Below are 18,109 nucleotides of genomic sequence, written 5' to 3' on the forward strand. Positions count from 1 at the left end.
TGCGTCTTTTTATTTTTCAAATTGCTTTTTAGCCTTTAGAAATGCGTTAGCATAGTAATAAGTTTTTTGGTAGGTTTGTTCACCTGTGTATTGGTTAGGATATTCACCCCAGATTGAGAATGCCGCTCCAATATTGTTCTTGCTCTTAGCAAGATTCTTCTTGGATTGGTCATTCCACATGCTCATCTTCCACTTCTTAAATTCACTAGTCCAAATTTTCTTTGATTCTTTTGTGAATGAAGTAGGATCTGTAATCATGTAAAGGTAGTAATTATTGTAGTTGATTGTCTTAAAGCCAGCCTTGTTTAGTTCAGGCAAAGTGGCACGCATTCTGATGTTATCCTTACGGTCCTTACTTGAACTAACCTCACCAGTTAAACTCCAGTAATTAATCAAGATATCCTTGTGATACTTGTTTAAAACCGCTTTATGGAAGCTATCATTCCACATTTCAAGCTTCAAATTATGTTGCTTAACGTAATCATCAATTGCATTGATGTATTTAACAGCAGCATTTTGGTCACTACGATTATTAATGGTGATTTCATCGGAACCAACAATAATGTGGTATCCCTTTGGTAATAATCCAACATATTCACTCAAAAGTTTCTTAGAAAAATCTAGTGTCACCTTCTTGTGGTAGTACATTTCGTTATAACCATCTTTGTTATCTAATTTTTTAGCTAACTTCTTACCAGCAGATGTGTATGAAAGAAGTTTGATGATTGATTGGTCATGACCAGGAAGGTCAATTTCTGGAATAACTTCAATACCATTCATGTAACCATATTGAATGATATCCAATAATTGATCCTTGGTTAAAAACGCTCTCTTGGTCTTTTTGTTGTAGTAAACACCATTTTTTTCATATGAGTTCTTAACGGTTTGACCCAAAGTAGAACTTTCCACACCATATCTTTCATTATCATTTAAGTGAAGTTGAAGATATGTACCGTGATCTTTTTTAAGTAAATCAATGTACTTCTTGATTGTTGATGGTGCGTAGTATGTTCTTGAACAGTCCAATGATAAACCAATTCGTTTAGTATTGTTATTAGTTGCTGCTAGGGTCTTTTTAGAAAGTGAACCCATTTGAACAAAAATCAAAATTAGAGCAAGGACTGCTCCTAGGATTAAATATCTTTTTTTCGGCATAATCACCACTCTTTTCTTTGCGATTATTATATTTTTTAGTATAGCATTAAAATTTCATAAATCTATCTATTTTCATATTTTGTAATCATTATGAAATAGTTACATGTTAATAATAGTGTTTTAATCTTAAATCTAATTTAAATGTTTGTTTCATTGTCACCTATAAAGATATGGTCAAATATGCTATCATTATATAAGAATAATAGTAATATTAGATTGGGGTATTTGTTTATTTATGAAAAAAACGTCATCAATTTTTATTAAACTAATCTGCACATTGATAAACTTATCATTAATTTTATTTACAATGTTTGGAGTTTGTTCTAACTGGTACTCAGCTGAAACTTACTCAAATAATTTAAAAATAGATTCACTAATTATTATTCAAATCTTGTTTGTATTATTAGCATTAATTCAAATCATTTCATTCTTTATCCGTAAAATAGATTTGAAAAAAGAAGCAATGATTTCTGTCGCATTATTCATATTAGGTATTATCCTTTACATATTACAAACATCAACAATGCAATTTCTTGCATGTATTTTAATTGTTCTTATTTTAAGAGTAATTGATAGAAAATATTTAGTTTAAGTTGAAATACCTAAATAAAAAGCACCCTACTATCTGTATAGTAAGGTGCTTTTTATTTTACATTTATGATCATGAAAATATCGAAAGGAGAGTACAGGAGTCGAACCTGCCCGCCGGTGTTACCGGGTCGTCGGATTTCGAGTCCGATGCATTACCGCTCTGCCAACTCTCCATAAAAAAGGATGCACTAAGCATCCAATAAATTTAGTATTTTAGTAAGCTAAGAATATCGTAATCCTTAATCTTTTCTCTACCCTTTAATGCTTCAATTTCAACAATGAAAGCAGCTCCAACAACAATTCCGCCTAGTTGTTCAACAAGCTTTATTGTTGCTTCAATTGTTCCACCAGTTGCAAGTAAATCATCAGTGATAAGAACTCTTTGGCCAGGCTTTACAGCATCAGAATGTAGGTAAAGTGATGACTTCCCGTATTCTAATCCGTAAGAAGCACTAACTGTCTTACCTGGTAATTTACCTTTCTTTCTAGCTGGTACGAATCCAATGCCTAAATCATAAGCAACTGGACAACCAACAATGAAGCCACGCGCTTCGGGGCCAACGATTAAGTCGACTTTCTTTTCTTTAGCATATTTTACTATCTCATCGGTAGCTTGGTGATATGCTTGTCCATCTTCCATTAATGGTGAGATATCTCTAAATAAAACACCTGGTTCTGGAAAATCTTCGTAACTTGCAATGTAGTCATGCAAATCAAGTGCCATTAGCCAATAACTTCCTTTCATTAACCCAAACAAATGCGAATAGCTTGTTTAAACTTCTCTTTACTAATTGTCAAAAGTTGTTTTTCAGCTTCGATTTGTTTCTCTCTATTCTGGTATGCGTGACTGTTTGATAAATCACTGTTAACCAGATCAGGATTATAATTCATAATTCCATCATTAATATAAACGAAATTTAATTCATTAAATACATCTACCATGAAGATAAATATATCACGGTCAATGCCTAAATAGCGACTAATTTCATCTACTTTATCATGTATCTGAATGTTGTTATGCGTCTTAATGAACTTAAATAGTTTAGCATATTGAGCACGGTTTGGCATCCCCTTTTTAAAAATATAATGATTTTTGAAAAGGTAAAATGTCACGCTATTAAAACTAATTTCACTTAAAGCATCCTGCAAATGTGAAATATCACTAGGACAATCAACAATTATTATATTATCAAATTTATCAAATGAAGACAAATCAGGATATAGGCCAACAGTGGAGTCAGAGCCTACAAATGGACGCAATTTATTGTGTAGTTTTTCGTTAAAGAACAAGTATGCAGCAGCTGGTTCAAACATTTCTTTTGCAACAACTTGTGTTCTTTTATCAACAATTTCAACACCACTGCTGTACATATCATCCAACATGATTTGAATGGTTGTGCGACCCTTCCAGGTATTCTTTTCCAAGTGACCAGCAACCTTCATTGCATCGCTGTTAGCCAATAAGTCATCGGCCAGTGCACCGTTCTTAAACGCTAGTACATTAACCCTACTACCATGATCAACCATTTGGAATTTTAGATGACTATTATCCTTACCCATTGTCTGAACGTTAGTAACGTTTTGTGGTGTAAATTCGAATACTGGGAATTCATTATCAGTACCAAATGGTGCCAATAATTGAACTTGATTAAACAAGTCTTCGTTTACATCACTGCAACTTAAGTCAGCAAAAATGTTTAATGGTGCTTTGACTTGGTCGGATAATTCATGTTCTTTAGCGTATTTATCTAAATGCTCGGTTAAGGCTGTAACATCATCTTCTTTGATGCTTAGTCCAACGGCCATTTCATGGCCACCAAATGACACCATTTGATCTCTCATACCATTGATTGCATCGAATAAATTAAATCCTTCGACACTTCTACCTGACCCCTTTAGGATTCTAGTATTAGTATCCAAGTTCATGACGATGCTTGGTTTATGGAATTGTTCTACCAAACGACTGGCAACAATTCCAACAACGCCTTCGTGCCAGTTTTGACCATATACGACCAACACTGCACTTTCTGGTTGAGTTTGCGCTTGAATGATTGCTTCGGTACTGATGTCTTCGACAAACTTACGACGCTTTTTATTTTGGTCTTCAGTGTCCTTAGCTAATTCTTCGGCCTTGATATCATCAAAGGTTGTTAATAATTCAACTCCGGAACTGGCACTACCCATTCGACCTAATGCGTTCAAACGAGGTGCTAATCCAAAACCAATGCTCTGTTCGTTAACAACTTCTTTAATCCCAGCTAGCTTAGCTAAGCTGTATAAACCTGGGCGTTCAGTGTTAGCAATCATTTGTAGACCATACTTTACAATCACTCTGTTTTCATCGGTTAATGAAACCAAATCGGCAACAGTTCCAATTGCGGCTAAATCCAAGAATTCTTCTGGTAGTTCACCCAATAGTGCAGTGGCTACTTTAAAAGCGATTCCTACTCCTGAGAATTCACCAAATGGGTATTCATGACCAGGATATCTAGCATGCACAATCGCATAGGCATCAGGTAGTTCGTCTGGCATTTGATGGTGATCGGTAATGATGACATCGCATCCCATTTTGTTTGCGACATCAACAGATTCTTTACCGGAGACACCGTTATCAACGGTCACCATTAACTTGGTCCCGTCATTAATTAAACGCTTGTATACTTCAGGATTTGGACCATAACCGTCGGTGAAACGATTAGGAACAAAGTATTCAACGTTGGCACCCAAATTTTCTAGTGTTTCATACATCACCGATGTACTTGTGATTCCATCAGCATCGTAATCCCCGTAAACGGTGATTTTTTCATCGTTTTCGATGGCACTAAAAATTCGTTTACATGCCTTTTCCATGTCGTGCAACAAAAAAGGATCTCTTAGATCACTCAACTGAGGGTTTAAGAAACCATTTATCTTGTCTTCACTGTCGTATCCCTTCTCAATCAATGATTCGACAATTCTAGGGCTAATCGATAGTGATTTCCCAATTGTCGTAGCATCGTTTGAGAGTTTCGTATTCATATGTTTCCAATCAAAATTAGCGGAGATCATCTAATCAATCCTTTTGTCTTAATTATTTTTTTCAAACGGTATATCGACTATATCAAAGTCCTTAACAACCTTGGTGTTATTAAAGACAGTCTTTGCTTGATTTTGTAATTCGTAAGCCATCTTACCAGTGTATCTTGCTGAAACGTGAGTAAGTAATAGACGGCCAACATTAGCCTTAGTTGCTAACTTAGCAGCTTGCATGTTGGTTGAATGGTAGTAGTTGTGAGCCAATCTGCTTTCGCCCTTACCAAATGTACTTTCATGAACCAATACATCGGCATTTTGTGCCAAGTTGTAGCTGGTTGGGTTGCTTCTAGTATCACCAATAATGGTAACTGTTCTACCCTTTTGAGCTGGTCCAATGAAGTCTTGGCCATTAATTTCTCTACCGTCATCTAAAGTAACAGTTTCACCATTCTTAATCTTTCCATATACCGGACCAGATGGAATGTTTGCTGCTTTTAACTTATCGACTAGTAGTTCACCTTGGTGGTCTTTTTCTTCAACTCTAAAGCCATAACAAGTAATTTGGTGATCTAATTCACCCATGGTTACCTTAAATTTATCATCTTCAAAAACAACACCTGGTTGTGATAATTCTTCAAAATTAATCTTGTAAGAAAGTTTAGTTTGAGATACTGATAAACTCACACGAACAAAGTCGGCGATTCCTTTTGGTCCATAAATTGTTAATGGAGTGTCACCACCTTGGAATGAACGTGAACTTAATAGACCTGGTAAACCAAAAATATGATCACCATGTAAGTGGGTAATGAAAATTTTATTGATTTTACGAGGCTTTAAGTTAGATCTCAAGATTTGTTGTTGAGTACCTTCACCACAATCAAACAACCATACTGAGTTGCATTCATCCAATAGTTTTAATGCTGTTGCAGCCACATTTCTAAATTTACCTGGAACCCCTGATCCAGTTCCTAAAAATTCTAATTGCATAAATTCATTTTTCCTTTTCTATTCGTAATATTCGATATATAAATTGTAGCACATAAAAAAAGATGGGATTAGTCCCATCTACTTTTATTAGTCCACAAATGAGAATGTGAAGTCTAGAATTGAAACCATGTCGCCGTCTTTTGCACCATGTTCTCTTAATGCGTCATCTACACCCATTCCCTTAAGCTGTCTTGCGAAACGTAGCATACTTTGGTCGTGAGTTGTATCTGTCATTTGGAATAGACGTTCAATCTTCTTACCGTATAGAACCCAGACACCGTCTTCATCACGTCTGATGTTGAATGGTGCTTCTTCATCATCAGCATTGTATTCAACTTCTTCATCAACGTCTTCAACGTCAGTGATTGGGAACTTAGGAGTAGTTTCCAATAGGTCTGAAGTCTTAGAAATTAATTCCTTAAGGCCTTCATGGGTGATTGAAGAAATAGCCAACACTTCGTGAGCTAATTCGTCATCCTTGATTTGTTCTTTAAATGTTTCTAGATTTTCAGCAGCATCAGGCATATCCATCTTGGTTGCTACCACGATTTGTGGTCGTTTTAGCAGATTTTCATCGTACTTAGCTAATTCATCGTTAATCTTCTTGTAGTCAACGTAAGGATCTCTTCCTTCTTGGCCACTCATATCAACTAAGTGCAAGATGACACGTGTTCTTTCAACGTGACGTAGGAATTGGAAACCTAAACCAATTCCAGATGATGCTCCTTCAATTAATCCAGGTAAATCGGCAATTACGAAGTCTCTACCGTCGTCTAGTCTAACCATCCCTAGGTTAGGTACCAATGTTGTAAAGTGGTATTCAGCAACCTTAGGTTTTGAACTAGTGATTGTAGATAGTAGTGTTGATTTACCAACTGATGGGAATCCAACTAATCCAACATCAGCTAATACTTTAAGTTCTAAACGAATGTTTAATTCTTCACCAGGTTCACCGTTTTCGGCAATTTCTGGTGCTGAGTTCTTAGCAGATGCGAAGTGGGTGTTTCCACGACCACCACGTCCACCTTTCAATGCAACATATTCATCATCCGGATTTACCAAGTCAAATAACAATTGGTTGGTATCATCGTTATATACTGATGTTCCTTCTGGAAGATAAATATATAAATCATCGGCACTCTTACCGGTCATTCGTTTATTTCCACCGTCTGCCCCGTTTTTAGCGGCAAACTTACGCTTATATCTGAAGTCCATCAAGGTGTTCATCCCTGTGTCCACAGCAAAAATAACGCTTCCTCCGCGGCCACCATCACCACCGGCAGGTCCACCGTTTGGAACGTATTTTTCTCTTCTAAAGGCAACGATTCCGTTACCACCTTTTCCTGACTTTACATTAATTTTTACTTGATCAACAAACATGTTATCTCCGCTCTACTTTTTATTTTATACATAGTATAACTTTATTTTTAAAGACCGTAAACAGTCCACATCATTTTTCAATATTATTTAATGAGTATTTGATATTCTTTGCTGTTTTGGTATTAATCCCTAACGCCTCAATTTCGTTAATTGGCGCGTTGGCGATTTTCTTCATTGTCTTAAACTTGTTCAACAACTTACTTCTAGTCTTTGGTCCAACTCCCTCGATTGTATCAAGTTCTGAACTAAGTGAATGCTTAGTGTGAACTTGGCGATGGAAGTTAATCGCAAATCTATGAACTTCGTCTTGAATTCTTTGAACAAGATAGAATGCCTGACTCTTTGGATTCAATGAGATATGTTCATCCAATTGTCCAAACAATAAATCAGCAGTCTTATGCTTATCGTTTTTAACCATTCCGGCAACCGGAATTTCCAAACCTAACTCGTTTTCCAAGACATCCTTAACGGCATTCAATTGGATTTCTCCACCATCCATTAGGATTAAGTCTGGTAAGTCAGCATGTTCCTTCAAAAGTCTTGTGTATCTTCTTCTAATAACTTCTCTGGTACTTGCTGATTCATCAGCGTGATCTTCGTTTTGGAGTTTGTATTTACGATAAGCGTTCTTATTTGGTTTCCCATCCACAAACTGAATCATGGCTGAAACAATGTCAGCCCCTTGAATATGTGAGTGGTCAAAGGCTTCAATCGTTTTGGCTGAAGAAATGTTCAAGGCCACCGCTAATTCATCGGCAGCACCCTTAGTCTTGATGTTATCTAGTTCCATTAAACGGAACTTTTCATCCAAGACTAACTTGGCATTCTTTTGGGCCATATCGATTAAGTCCTTCTTTTGTCCCCTTTGTGGAACCCTCACCTGTGTCCCAATCGCTTCTGAAATCAAATCAGCATCCAGTTCTTCTGGAATCAAGACTTCCTTTGGTGTTTGGTGATTTTCTTCAGAATAGAACTGACCAATAAAATCTTCCATTGTTTCGACTGGGTCATCGACAATTGGGAAACTACGCTTAACTCGTTTCAATAAACGAGCTTGTCTGATAAAGAATATTTGAATTGAAATCCATCCGTGGTTCACATAGTAATTGAAAATGTCACGAGGTGTGGTGTCATTTGAAATAATCTTTTGTTTTTCCACAGTGATTTCGATATACTTCAATTGGTCCCTGATTTCAGCAGCACGTTCATATTGTAATGAATCAGCCGCAATCTTCATCTTTTCGGTCAACATCTTCTTGGCAATTCCCACATCACCATTTAAAAATGACTTAATGTGGCGAATTTGGTTTTGGTATTCAGACTTAGGAACCTTTTTAAAACAAGCTCCCAAGCATTGTCCCATGTGATAGTAAAGACAAGGTCTGTGTTGATAACCATTACATCTTCTCAATGGATAAACCTTTTGCAAGAAGTGCAAAGTTTCATCAGCAGCATATACGTTTGGATAAGGACCAAAGTAGTATCCACCGTCTTTTTTAATGGTATTAACAATCTTTAATTGTGGATCACGTTCGTTTGTAATCTTGATATATGGGTATCCACCATTACCTTGTTTTAACTGAATGTTATAGTAAGGTCGATGCTTTTGAATCAATGTAATTTCTAGTAGGAATGCTTCTTTGTCATTAGTTGTAATAATGGTTTCGAAGTCCCTAATTTGTGAAACCAGCTTGGCTGTCTTTCCCTCATGGCTACTCTTAAAGTATGATCTAACACGATTCTTTAGATTCTTTGCCTTACCAACGTAAATAATCTTACCTAGTTTATTCTTCATCAAATAACATCCAGGTAAATCTGGTAATAATCTAAGTTTATGCTCAATGTGTGAAGTTGCCATTTTATCACCTCGTTTGAAAACACTTCAATATGACAAATTCGATTTAATTTGCTATCATATACCATAAATAAGGAGATGCATAATTATGGGTTTAAATATTCAACGTAACAACGACTTAAATGCTATGTTCGATAAGTTTGCCAAACTGGACACTAAGAACGAAGATCGCGATAAATTTTTAAAACGTAAAGATAAAAAATCAACCGATAAAAAGAAAGAAAAATAATATAATTTAGGCATCACAATTAAATTGTGATGCCTATTTTTTATTGTTTATTTAGGCGGTTAATATTGAATTCAGCAATTTCTTCAAAATCAATATTGTTCCATTCTGCAACTTGAGATAGGTACCAAAGTACGTCACCCATTTCCTTAACTAGCTTTTCACGATCTAGTGAATCGCCATGGAAAGTGTACTTCTTAACTAGGTCAACAACTTGACCAGTTTCACTAGCTAAACCTAGTGCACAGTTAGTTAAGACTTGTTCATTTCCGTGTAATGTTTTGTTTGCAGCTTTTTGGTAATCGTTAAATTCCACTTATTTTACCCCCGTTTTACTTTCAATCCATTTCCAAACTTCTTCTTTTCCGTACTTACTTAAAGCAGAGAATAATTGTATTTCATCACCGTCGTTTAAGTCAACAGTCTTGTTTAAAATACTTACTTCTTTATTCCACTTGCTCTTAGGAGTCTTATCCATCTTAGTAGCCAAGACTAAAGTTGGAATGTCATAGTATTTTAGAAACTCGTACATTTGCAAGTCATCTTGACTTGGTGCACGTCTACCGTCAATTAATAAGACAACCCCTTTTAGTTGTCTTCTAGTGGTTAGATATGTTTCAATCATTTCTCCCCATTTAGCACGTTGTGCCTTTGAAATTTTCGCATAACCATAACCTGGAATATCAACAAAGAATAATTTTTCATCTAAGTTATAGAAGTTCAATGTTTGAGTCTTTCCTGGTTTGTTAGAGGTTCTAGCATAACCGTTACGGTTAATTAACACATTGGTTAAAGAAGATTTTCCCACATTGGAGCGACCAACCAATGCAATTTCTGGATATCCATTACTTGGGTATTGTTTTGGTTCCACCGCACTGATATCGATATTGACGTTGTGTACATCCATCTTAATTCACTCGTTTCTGTAATTTTATAAATTAATTTTACCATAAAAAAGGCACCTTCATAAATGCATTTACCACAAAAATACCTTTTAATTATTTAAAAAAACAAAAGGCCCTACAGTGTTAAACACTGTAAGGCTTTTTATTATTGAGCTTCTTTTACAATCTTTGGTTCTGATTTTTTCAAAACAGAGTCAGCAGTAACGATAACTTTCTTAACGTCCTTATCGCTTGGTACTTCATACATGATATCTCTCATGGTATCTTCCATGATTGATCTCAATCCACGAGCACCGGTCTTTCTTTCAATTGCTGTGTGAGCCATTTCCTTTAGCGCATCGTCTTCGAATTCTAGTTCAACACCATCGATTGACATTAGTTTCACGTATTGCTTAACCAATGCATTCTTAGGTTCGGTTAGAATTCTAACCAAGTCTTCTTCACTTAACTTGTTTAAGGCAGTAAGAATTGGTAAACGACCGATAAATTCGGGAATTAGACCAAATTGTAGCAAGTCACTTGGGATAACGTGTTGCATGATGTTATCATCGTTAACTTTAGCTGCTTCACTGGAATCAGTACCAAAACCAATGGTCTTGTCTCCTAAACGGTGTTTTACGATGTCTTGAATACCGTCAAAGGCACCACCAACAATGAATAAAATGTTCTTAGTATCAATTTGAATCATTTCTTGTTGTGGATGCTTTCTACCACCATTAGGTGGAACACTAGCAACAGTACCTTCTAAGATCTTCAATAGCGCTTGTTGAACACCTTCACCGGAAACATCACGTGTGATTGAAACATTTTCAGATTTCTTAGCAATCTTATCAATTTCATCAACGTAGATAATTCCCTTTTCAGCTCTTTCAACATCAAAATCAGCATTTTGAAGTAGCTTTAATAAGATGTTTTCAACGTCTTCACCCACATAACCAGCTTCGGTAAGGGTTGTAGCATCTGCAATTGCAAATGGAACGTTTAAAATACGAGCTAGTGATTGAGCAAGGTATGTTTTACCTGAACCAGTAGGTCCAATTATTGAAATATTACTCTTTTGTAGTTCAGTATCGTCGTCATCATCTAAGTTATTAACACGCTTGTAATGGTTGTATACAGCAACCGCTAAGGTCTTCTTAGCTTCATCTTGACCAATTACGTAATCGTTTAACTTATCAACGATTTCCTTTGGACTTAATGATTTGATTGTTGTATCTGCATTTTCTTGTGCTAATTCTTCGTCGACGATATCTTTACATAAATCGATACATTCATTACAAATGTATACGCCAGGTCCCGCGACGATTTTCTTTACTTGATCTTGTGATTTACCACAAAAAGAACAAGTAATGGGGCCTTTTCCTTCATTATCTTCAAACAAAAACTTCACCCCTATATAATTCCGATATTATTTTAAATAATACCACATTATTAATGTTGATAACATCATAATGCTTTAGTTTAAAAAAGGTCCAATTAACGAATTGTTAACTGGACCTTTAATATTAACAAAAGTAGAAATTATTTGTTAATTTTTGACTTTGGTTCTTGTTTTGCGTTGTCAGTGATTAACTTAACAGCGTTTTGGATTGAAATATCATGTTTCAACATGTCTTCAGTTAAAGCACCACGTACGGCTTCTTCTTTCATACCGTATTGAGCAGCTAAGTCCTTAACTTGTTGATCGATTTCTTCTTGTGAAGGAACGATGTTAGCATCCTTAACAATTGCTTCTAATACAAGGTTAGTCTTAACACGTTCGTCAGCACCTTGAGCAAATTGTTTCTTCAAGTCTTCTGGCTTAGTACCAGTTAGTTGGAAGTACATTTCAGCATTGATACCTTGTTGTTGCATGCTTGCAAGGTATTGATCCATTTGACGTTGAACGTCTTCGTCGATCATTGCTTGAGGAATTTCTTTAACAGTAGCGTTTGCTACAGCACCCTTAATAGCTTCGTCTTCAACTTGAGTTTCACCTTCGGCCTTCTTTTGGTCCTTTAGTTGGTCCTTAATCTTAGCCTTTAGTTCTTCTAGACTGTCAACATCTTCGTCAACGTCCTTAGCAAATTCGTCATCTAGTTCAGGCATTTGCTTTTCTTTAACTTCGTGAATCTTAGTCTTGAAAGTAGCTTCTTTTGATGCTAATTCTTTAGCTTGGTAATCTTCTGGGAAAGTTACCTTAACATCAACATCTTCACCAGCTTTGTGGCCAACTAGTTGGTCTTCAAAGCCTGGGATAAATGATTTTGAACCTAATTCTAGTGAGTAGTTAGTTGCTTGGCCACCATCAAATTGTTTGCCGTCAACGTAACCATCAAAATCGATAACAACAGTGTCACCGTTTTCAGCAGCCTTGTCTTCTTTTAGAACAAGTTCTGCTTGGTTCTTACGCATGTCTTCAATCTTAGCGTCTACATCTTTTTGGTAAACACGAGTGTTTGGTTTTTCAACAACGATTCCTTTGTAATCACCTAGTTCTACATCTGGCTTAACAGTAACGTTAGCTTTTAGAACCCATGGTTGATCCTTTTCTAGACTATCAATGTTAACTTCTGGTTGAGCAACTGGTTCAATGCCAGTTTCCTTGATAGCTTCACTGTATGCTTCTGGTAAAAGAATGTTTAAAGCGTCTTGGTATAGAGCTTCTTCACCGTACATTTCGTTAAATACTTGGCGTGAAACTTTTCCCTTACGGAAACCAGGAACAGTGATGTTTTTCTTGTTCTTGTTGAAGGCTTGATCTAAACCTTCTTTTACTTTGTCAACACTAATTTCGAATGTTAGTTCACCGTCATTAGTGCCTTTTTTTTCCCATTTAGCTGACATTATTTTCCCTCCGACATGAAAATATAATTTTTACAATTTTCTTCTAATTGCGCACCTCTATATTTTAACGTAACACAAGTAAAAAGTAAATAATTATAGGTCTTTCGCTTATTTTTATGTACAAAAAAAGATCCAGATAAAAATCTGAATCTCTTTTTTAGAATTGATTATTCTTCGATGTCTGAAACAACACCGGCACCAACAGTGTGACCACCTTCACGAACAGTGAACTTAGTTCCCTTTTCGATGGCAACTGGCTTAGTTAGCTTAACGTCAAATTCAACGTTATCACCAGGCATAACCATTTCAACACCGTCTTCTAGTTCGATAACACCAGTAACGTCAGTGGTGTGGAAGTAGAATTGTGGACGGTAGTTTGAGAAGAATGGAGTATGACGTCCACCTTCTTCTTTACTCAAAGCATATACTTGAGCTTTGAATTCAGTATGAGTCTTGATTGAACCAGGAGCAGCGATAACTTGACCACGTACAACTTGTTCACGGTTTACACCACGAAGTAACATACCAACGTTATCTCCGGCTTCACCTTCGTCAAGAGTCTTACGGAACATTTCTAGACCAGTAACAGTAGTCTTTAAGATGTCTTCAACAAGACCGATGATTTCAACTTCGTCACCAATCTTAACAACACCACGGTCGATACGTCCTGAAGCAACAGTACCACGACCAGTGATAGTAAATACATCTTCAACAGGCATTAGTAATGGTTTTGAAGCATCACGTTCTGGAGTTGGGATGTATTCGTCAACGATATCCATTAAGTGTAAGATAACATCTTTTTGTTCTTGGTCGTCTTGTAGAGCCTTTAGAGCTGAACCACGAACAACTGGAATATCATCACCAGGGTAATCGTATTCTGAAAGTAATTCACGTACTTCCATTTCAACTAAGTCAACTAATTCATCATCGTCAACTAAGTCAGTCTTGTTTAAGAATACAACGATGTATTCAACACCAACTTGGCGAGCTAGAAGAATGTGTTCACGAGTTTGTGGCATAGGACCATCAGTTGCGGCAACAACTAGGATGGCACCATCCATTTGAGCGGCACCAGTGATCATGTTCTTAACGTAGTCAGCATGTCCTGGGGCATCAATATGAGCGTAGTGACGCTTTTCAGTTGAGTATTCAACGTGAGCAGTATTGATTGTGATACCACGTTCACGTTCTTCTGGAGCAGCATCGATTTGAGCGTAATCAGAAGCGTCTGCTAGACCCTTTTCTGAAAGCACTTTAGTGATAGCTGCAGTTAAAGTAGTCTTACCATGATCAATATGGCCAATAGTACCAATATTTACATGGGGTTTTGTTCTTTCATAATGTTCTTTTGCCATTTATGAAAACCTCCTATAAATTTCGAAAGATTTGAGTTAGCGAATGCCAACTCATCTTTATGATTTATTATACTACATCTTCTCAAAAAGACAAAATCACATATCAGTCTCAAGAAGAATTCCTTTAATATTATAGCTACTGTATTTTTATTTGTAAACACAAAAAAAGCATATTTAACAATTTTATTCTATTTAATTGAATTAAATTGTCGCTTTATAATTTCGATTAATTTTACATAATCATCATTATCATCTTCAGTGTACTCTTTTGCACTTAGATATGCCTGTATTGACAGGTCATACCACCTGTTTGCATCCAGAATTATTTCATCATTGAATGGGTACATCAAAATTGATTGATGTTGGAAATAACTACTTAATAACATGAACTTTTCTGGATCCATCATGTACTCGTCAGTTAATCGATTAAAGATAAGTTGATATGATTTCATATCTTGAAGTGATTCAATTTCACCCATCTTAACTTTCTTTGTCTTTCCATCAATCCACATCATGTCGACGACCTCTTTTGAACCGACCTTTCTTAACGTGTCGATTACCTCTGCCTTAATCACAGATTGGACAAATGGGTCCATCAAAACAAAGCGACTGTATTTTAAAAATTCATCGTATGGTAAATGTTGTCCATTTAAGAACGATTCCTTTTGCCAATACATCGTTTGCTTACTACTTATATGGTAGAACTTTTGTGCAAGTTGATGAATTTCTTCACTTGAATTACTTCTAAAAGAAGCTTCGCTTTCTTCAATTAGCTTTAAGCCATCATTGTTATAGCTATCGTTGGCCTTAAATGTTTCAACAATTTCTCTAGATTTAATGTATTCATTGTTCTTCAATAACACATTAATCATCAATAAAAAGTCCTGCTCGTTTGTGGTAAACGCATTTGGATTTTCCATGACTTCTTTTCTTGCCTCAACATATTGCTTTAAGCTAAAAAGAGATTGAACTAATAATACTTCAATCTCATCGCTTGTCTGATCTTCTAAGTAATTTTTGGCTTTGTTGATAGCTAGTTGATATTGTTTATCATCAATGTTTGATGCAATATCCTTGGCTATTTGTGAACTATGTTCATCCATTAAAATCACTCCGAATAATTAACCTTATTTATTTTTGTGGACGCTTCTTTTTATGATGTTGGTTTACTTCCATAATAACTGGAAGAATTACCGGACGACGTTTTGTCTTATCAAATAAGAAGTGACTGATTTTTTCTCTTACTGATTGCTTCAAGTGGCTCCAATCAAATTCCTTGTTATCAAGGTTTAATTGAATGGTCTTGGAAACAATTTCAGCTGCTTCATTCATTAGGTCCTTGTTTGACTTAACGTAAATGAATCCTCTTGAAGTTATCTTAGGACGAGAAATGATAATCTTTTTCTTTCTATCAATTGTAACAACAACGATGAAGATACCATCTTCTGATAATACCTTACGGTCACGTAAAACGATGTTACCAATGTCTCCGACACCGATACCATCAATCATAGTGTTACCTGCTTCAACAGCGTTACCATGGTGGAATTTAGCACCATCGTATTCGATAGTTTCACCCTTGCTTAGGATTAAAATCTTATCTTCGTCTACACCCATGTTAGTAGCAGCACGTTTGCTTTCGTTCATCATCATGTATTCACCACTAACTGGAATGAAGTATTGTGGTTTCAACAAGCTGATTAGCATTTGGATGTCCTCGGCACTGGCGTGATCTGAAACATTTAGGTCGTTTGAAATCACCTTAACTGTACCGTCTGCTTGATATACCATGTCATCAGTCTTAGCCATGCTGTTATCCATTGCTGGAGATGGTGAAGTAACGATTAGTACAACGTCACCAGATTCGATGTTGATATCCTTTTGTTGTTGAGCGGCCATTCTTTGAACTAGCTTGATTGGTTCACTAACTGGATTAGTTTCCAATACAACAATTTCGTCGCTTTCAAGCTTCTTTAGTTCTTCGATGTCTTCAATTAATAAGTCTTCTGCTACATTAATGTATCCAGAATCAATTGCTAGTTTGACTTTAGGATCTAGGTGCTTACCAACAAATACTTTTCTTTCAGACTTTGCAGCTGCGTCAAATACTTGTTGGATTCTTAATAGGTTAGCAGAGTTAGCTGCAACAATCACACGACTCTTACTATCTTCGAAAGTATCAAAGATGTATTGGCTAGCTTGAATTTCGTTTGCCATTGGGAATGGATTATCCGCATTTTGTGAGTCTGCTAATAAAGCGATAACCTTCTTGTTACCAACCTTTGCGATTGAACTGTAATCAGTTGCAAACCCGTTACGTAATGATGGATCAAACTTAAAGTCACCAGTGTATACGATTTGACCTTCTTCAACAGCCAATGAAATTCCCATTGAGTCAGGAACTGAGTGACTAGTCTTAAAGAAAGTAACTGTAACGTCATCAAAAAGAATTTCACTCTTTTCGTTTATTACGTTGAAGTTGTTAAACTTCTTTGATCTTTCATTATTCTTAACTTCGTACTTAGCCATTTCAATGGTTAGTTTTGATCCGAATACCGGAACATTGAATTCACTGACGAAATATGGTAGTGCGCCAATTGAATCCATGTCACTATTAGATAGGAAAACTCCAATAATCTTTTCCTTGTTTTCACGTAAGTATGTGAAATCAGGAATAACTACATCAATTCCTAACATATCATTTTCAGGGTATTTTAGACCGCAATCTAAAACATAAATCCCATTGTTAATCTCAACGGCATATAGGTTCTTGCCACTCTCCCTTACTCCTCCTAAGGGAATAATTTTTACACTATTTTTCATGATTCACCTCATATAATTTTATGTATATTTTTTATTATGAAATAAAATAATTATTTTCAATACGATCTCATTTAACTATCTATAGTGTATCATACTTTTAAATTGAATAATAACTGATAAGTGCATATATGTATGTATAAAAAAATGGAACCACTCATAGAGCAGTTCCATTTTAAAAATATTAACGACGTAGACCTAAACTCTTGATTAAATCACGGTAACGTTGAACATCTGTGTTACGTAAGTATCTTAGTAAGTTACGACGGTGACCGATTTTCTTCAACAAACCACGTTGTGAATGGAAATCCTTCTTGTGTTCTTTCATGTGACCATTAATTTCGTTAATGTCAGCAGTTAGTACAGCAATTTGTACTTCAGCAGAACCAGTGTCACCATCATGTCTAGCATACTTCTTGATGATGTCGTTCTTTTCAGCTTGTGTTAGAGCCATTGTGTTTCCCACCTTTCAAAAGTAAATATACCAGATACTGAGTAAAGCGCCAGATGAGAGCAGCGACAAAACTAAGTATCGGTACTGTAGTTTTAAACTACGTTAATCATACTACTATGATTACCTGAAAATAGCAAGGTAATATCCTTATTAATGTGATCGGAGAAATCCGAATTATATAATTCTATTGCTTTTTTAAGTTGTCTTTTGTATAATAAAAGTCGTTGAAATTTAAGGATTTTAAATAAAATTCGACTTTTTTGGAGGTGAATTTCATGCCTGTTATTAAATCTGCTATCGAACGTGTAAAAACTAATGAAAAAGCAAACAAACGTAACGCATCTCAACTAAGCAAGATGAGAACTGCTGTTAAGAAGTTTGAAAAAGCTGATGCTAACGCTGACAACCGTGAAGAACTATTCAACAACGCTGTTAGTGCATTAGACCATGCTAAGTCAAAGGGCTTAATCAAAGCTAACACTGCTGCACGTAACAAATCACGTCTAGCTAAGTTAAACAAGTAAAAAGAACTCAGTTTTA

At 35.9% G+C, this 18,109-nt stretch carries 17 protein-coding genes and 1 tRNA gene; 3 read left to right on the forward strand and 15 right to left on the reverse strand.

Annotated features, from left to right (window positions below; genetic code table 11):
• Positions 1–9: 9 nt before the first annotated feature.
• Complete coding sequence (locus tag RZ55_RS04140) at positions 10–1,155, reverse strand: family 20 glycosylhydrolase (protein ID WP_034531716.1); 1,146 nt, start codon at positions 1,153–1,155, stop codon at positions 10–12.
• Positions 1,156–1,390: 235 nt separating this feature from the next.
• Between RZ55_RS04140 and RZ55_RS07235 the strand changes: the two genes are divergently transcribed.
• The gene (locus RZ55_RS07235) at positions 1,391–1,747 is read left to right on the forward strand and encodes a hypothetical protein (protein ID WP_054483553.1); all 357 of its coding nucleotides are present in this window, start codon (positions 1,391–1,393) and stop codon (positions 1,745–1,747) included.
• Between the two features lie 85 nt (positions 1,748–1,832).
• On the opposite strand, the gene RZ55_RS04145 is transcribed toward RZ55_RS07235, so the two are convergent.
• From RZ55_RS04145 to uvrC, 6 genes are all read right to left on the reverse strand, one after another.
• A tRNA-Ser gene (locus RZ55_RS04145) sits at positions 1,833–1,919 on the reverse strand.
• Positions 1,920–1,951: 32 nt separating this feature from the next.
• A complete protein-coding gene (locus tag RZ55_RS04150; protein WP_034531719.1) occupies positions 1,952–2,470 on the reverse strand; it encodes an adenine phosphoribosyltransferase in 519 nt (172 codons plus the stop codon).
• 20 nt (positions 2,471–2,490) lie between these two features.
• Positions 2,491–4,764 carry a single-stranded-DNA-specific exonuclease RecJ gene (gene recJ / locus RZ55_RS04155; RefSeq protein WP_171823255.1) on the reverse strand — a complete coding sequence of 758 codons (2,274 nt, stop codon included), beginning with the start codon at positions 4,762–4,764 and terminating at the stop codon, positions 2,491–2,493.
• Between the two features lie 48 nt (positions 4,765–4,812).
• On the reverse strand, positions 4,813–5,748 hold the full coding sequence (gene rnz, locus RZ55_RS04160; RefSeq protein ID WP_034531722.1) for a ribonuclease Z: 936 nt from the start codon (positions 5,746–5,748) through the stop codon (positions 4,813–4,815).
• An 87-nt stretch (positions 5,749–5,835) separates the two neighbouring features.
• On the reverse strand, positions 5,836–7,128 hold the full coding sequence (obgE, locus tag RZ55_RS04165) for a GTPase ObgE (protein ID WP_041152372.1): 1,293 nt from the start codon (positions 7,126–7,128) through the stop codon (positions 5,836–5,838).
• Between the two features lie 70 nt (positions 7,129–7,198).
• Positions 7,199–8,986, reverse strand: a complete 1,788-nt coding sequence (gene uvrC / locus RZ55_RS04170) for an excinuclease ABC subunit UvrC (RefSeq protein WP_057175843.1) — start codon at positions 8,984–8,986, stop codon at positions 7,199–7,201.
• Positions 8,987–9,071: 85 nt separating this feature from the next.
• Here uvrC and RZ55_RS07265 point away from each other — a divergent pair, with 85 nt between their 5' ends.
• Positions 9,072–9,212, forward strand: coding sequence for an SPJ_0845 family protein (locus RZ55_RS07265; RefSeq protein WP_167540463.1), 141 nt, complete (start codon positions 9,072–9,074; stop codon positions 9,210–9,212).
• Positions 9,213–9,252: 40 nt separating this feature from the next.
• Here the strand turns inward: RZ55_RS07265 and RZ55_RS04175 are convergent, their stop codons facing one another.
• From RZ55_RS04175 to rpsO, 8 genes are all read right to left on the reverse strand, one after another.
• The gene (locus RZ55_RS04175; RefSeq protein WP_034531728.1) at positions 9,253–9,525 is read right to left on the reverse strand and encodes a nucleoside triphosphate pyrophosphohydrolase family protein; all 273 of its coding nucleotides are present in this window, start codon (positions 9,523–9,525) and stop codon (positions 9,253–9,255) included.
• Entirely contained in the window at positions 9,526–10,116 is a 591-nt protein-coding gene (yihA, locus tag RZ55_RS04180; RefSeq protein WP_034531730.1) for a ribosome biogenesis GTP-binding protein YihA/YsxC, read from the reverse strand.
• Between the two features lie 143 nt (positions 10,117–10,259).
• A complete protein-coding gene (clpX, locus tag RZ55_RS04185; RefSeq protein WP_034531733.1) occupies positions 10,260–11,495 on the reverse strand; it encodes an ATP-dependent Clp protease ATP-binding subunit ClpX in 1,236 nt (411 codons plus the stop codon).
• A gap of 140 nt (positions 11,496–11,635) precedes the next feature.
• Entirely contained in the window at positions 11,636–12,940 is a 1,305-nt protein-coding gene (gene tig, locus RZ55_RS04190; protein ID WP_034531735.1) for a trigger factor, read from the reverse strand.
• Positions 12,941–13,107: 167 nt separating this feature from the next.
• The gene (gene tuf, locus RZ55_RS04195) at positions 13,108–14,295 is read right to left on the reverse strand and encodes an elongation factor Tu (protein WP_053792802.1); all 1,188 of its coding nucleotides are present in this window, start codon (positions 14,293–14,295) and stop codon (positions 13,108–13,110) included.
• Between the two features lie 188 nt (positions 14,296–14,483).
• Positions 14,484–15,398 carry a hypothetical protein gene (locus RZ55_RS04200; protein WP_057175844.1) on the reverse strand — a complete coding sequence of 305 codons (915 nt, stop codon included), beginning with the start codon at positions 15,396–15,398 and terminating at the stop codon, positions 14,484–14,486.
• A 28-nt stretch (positions 15,399–15,426) separates the two neighbouring features.
• On the reverse strand, positions 15,427–17,118 hold the full coding sequence (locus RZ55_RS04205; protein ID WP_057175845.1) for a ribonuclease J: 1,692 nt from the start codon (positions 17,116–17,118) through the stop codon (positions 15,427–15,429).
• A 181-nt stretch (positions 17,119–17,299) separates the two neighbouring features.
• Positions 17,300–17,569, reverse strand: a complete 270-nt coding sequence (gene rpsO / locus RZ55_RS04210; protein ID WP_034531743.1) for a 30S ribosomal protein S15 — start codon at positions 17,567–17,569, stop codon at positions 17,300–17,302.
• A 275-nt stretch (positions 17,570–17,844) separates the two neighbouring features.
• Here rpsO and rpsT point away from each other — a divergent pair, with 275 nt between their 5' ends.
• Positions 17,845–18,093, forward strand: coding sequence for a 30S ribosomal protein S20 (gene rpsT / locus RZ55_RS04215; protein ID WP_034531745.1), 249 nt, complete (start codon positions 17,845–17,847; stop codon positions 18,091–18,093).
• Positions 18,094–18,109: the final 16 nt, after the last annotated feature.

This window comes from Apilactobacillus kunkeei, assembly GCF_001421115.1.
Classification (GTDB): domain Bacteria; phylum Bacillota; class Bacilli; order Lactobacillales; family Lactobacillaceae; genus Apilactobacillus; species Apilactobacillus kunkeei_F.

Coding starts and splice junctions, on each gene's coding strand:
- yihA (WP_034531730.1), bottom strand. CDS start 10,116: ATGGATGTACACAACGTCAATATCGATATCAGTGCGGTGGAACCAAAA.
- rnz (WP_034531722.1), bottom strand. CDS start 5,748: ATGCAATTAGAATTTTTAGGAACTGGATCAGGGGTTCCAGGTAAATTT.
- tig (WP_034531735.1), bottom strand. CDS start 12,940: ATGTCAGCTAAATGGGAAAAAAAAGGCACTAATGACGGTGAACTAACA.
- RZ55_RS04200 (WP_057175844.1), bottom strand. CDS start 15,398: ATGGATGAACATAGTTCACAAATAGCCAAGGATATTGCATCAAACATT.
- rpsO (WP_034531743.1), bottom strand. CDS start 17,569: ATGGCTCTAACACAAGCTGAAAAGAACGACATCATCAAGAAGTATGCT.
- rpsT (WP_034531745.1), top strand. CDS start 17,845: ATGCCTGTTATTAAATCTGCTATCGAACGTGTAAAAACTAATGAAAAA.
- RZ55_RS04205 (WP_057175845.1), bottom strand. CDS start 17,118: ATGAAAAATAGTGTAAAAATTATTCCCTTAGGAGGAGTAAGGGAGAGT.
- tuf (WP_053792802.1), bottom strand. CDS start 14,295: ATGGCAAAAGAACATTATGAAAGAACAAAACCCCATGTAAATATTGGT.
- obgE (WP_041152372.1), bottom strand. CDS start 7,128: ATGTTTGTTGATCAAGTAAAAATTAATGTAAAGTCAGGAAAAGGTGGT.
- RZ55_RS07235 (WP_054483553.1), top strand. CDS start 1,391: ATGAAAAAAACGTCATCAATTTTTATTAAACTAATCTGCACATTGATA.
- RZ55_RS04140 (WP_034531716.1), bottom strand. CDS start 1,155: ATGCCGAAAAAAAGATATTTAATCCTAGGAGCAGTCCTTGCTCTAATT.
- recJ (WP_171823255.1), bottom strand. CDS start 4,764: ATGAATACGAAACTCTCAAACGATGCTACGACAATTGGGAAATCACTA.
- RZ55_RS04150 (WP_034531719.1), bottom strand. CDS start 2,470: ATGGCACTTGATTTGCATGACTACATTGCAAGTTACGAAGATTTTCCA.
- RZ55_RS07265 (WP_167540463.1), top strand. CDS start 9,072: ATGGGTTTAAATATTCAACGTAACAACGACTTAAATGCTATGTTCGAT.
- uvrC (WP_057175843.1), bottom strand. CDS start 8,986: ATGGCAACTTCACACATTGAGCATAAACTTAGATTATTACCAGATTTA.